Here is a 1,313-nt window from a genome sequence, read left to right as displayed (position 1 = left end):
TGACCCGTCCTGAAATAGGTTGACACTTTTTCGCCGAAACGAAGAGGTGCCAAATGGAGCAAGGGATCAAGCGGACGCAGCGGGACTACAGCCTGGCTTTTAAACTGTCGGTGGTGGTGCAGGTCGAAAAAGGCGAACTGACGTACAAAGAGGCACAGCGACGCTACGGCATCCAGGGGCGCTCGACCGTGCTGGTATGGTTACGTAAGCACGGCTTGCAGGATTGGGCCGATCCATCCGGCCGTGCGCGATCGGGTTCCACCATGTCAAAGCAAGACTCAAAGCCGCTCACACCGGAGCAGCGCATCAAGGAGTTGGAGACGCAGTTGCGACAGGCGCAGGAGAAAGCCGCGCTATTCGAAGCCGTGATCGACGTGATGCGCAAGGATTACGGGATCACCGTAAAAAAGCCTTCAGGCAGGTCGTCGCGCAAAAGCGGATCGAAAAGCTGAGCGTCGAGCGGGCCTGCCGATACATGGGTATCAGCCGCCAAGCGTATTACAAGCGATGCCGCAGCGAGGAACACCGTTGCTCGCAGAGCGAGACCGTCACTGCGCTGGTGCGAGACGTGCGGCTTCGCCAGCCGAGGCTGGGCACACGCAAGCTACATCATCTGCTCGGGCCAGCATTGGTCGAGCGCGGCATCAAGCTGGGGCGAGATCGGCTGTTCGACGTGCTGCGTGCCGCGCGCCTACTGGTCGTACCGCACCGGGCGTATCACAAGACCACCCATAGCCATCACCGCTTCCGGCGTCATCCGAATCTACTGAAACCCGGGCCGGATCAAATCGTGCCGACCGGCCCCGAACAAGTGTGGGTGGCCGACATCACGTATCTGCCGACGGCTGGCCCGTTTGTGTATTTGAGTCTCGTCACGGATGCGTTCTCGCGCAAGATCGTCGGTCATCACGTTCACGACAGCCTGCAAACCGAGCAGGTCAGTCAGGCGCTCAAGAAGGCGTTGCGCAAGCGCCGGAGCCGGCAGCCGTTGATCCATCACTCCGATCGCGGGGTCCAGTACTGTTCGACCTACTATCAGGACATCCATCGGCATCACGGCCTGCGCTGTTCAATGACGGACGGCTACGACTGCTATCAGAATGCGCTGGCTGAGCGGGTCAACGGCATTCTCAAGGGGGAGTTCCTGTTGCAACGTCCTGCGGACCTTGAACAGGCCGCCAAGATGGTCGAACAGTCGGTACACATCTACAACTATGAACGGCCACATGCCGCGCTGAAATACAAAACGCCCGATGCGGTGCATCGGGCGTTCTAGCGCCTGGATACTGTCAACCTATTCCAGGACTTGACAC

General features: G+C 59.5%; 1 protein-coding gene. It reads left to right on the top strand.

Annotation, left to right across the window (positions count from 1 at the left end; translation table 11 throughout):
• Window positions 1-53: 53 nt before the first annotated feature.
• Window positions 54-1,276, top strand: a protein-coding gene (locus tag BTE28158_RS32250; protein ID WP_151052758.1) for an IS3 family transposase whose coding sequence is annotated in 2 segments (ribosomal slippage) — window positions 54-419 and window positions 422-1,276 — 1,221 coding nt in all. Because the reading frame shifts where the segments join, the coding sequence is not laid out codon by codon here.
• Window positions 1,277-1,313: the final 37 nt, after the last annotated feature.

It is taken from the genome of Burkholderia diffusa, from assembly GCF_902499115.1.
Taxonomy (GTDB): Bacteria; Pseudomonadota; Gammaproteobacteria; order Burkholderiales; family Burkholderiaceae; genus Burkholderia; species Burkholderia diffusa.
Note: the sequence above shows the minus strand (reverse complement) of the source record. Positions and strands in the feature narration are given on the sequence as shown.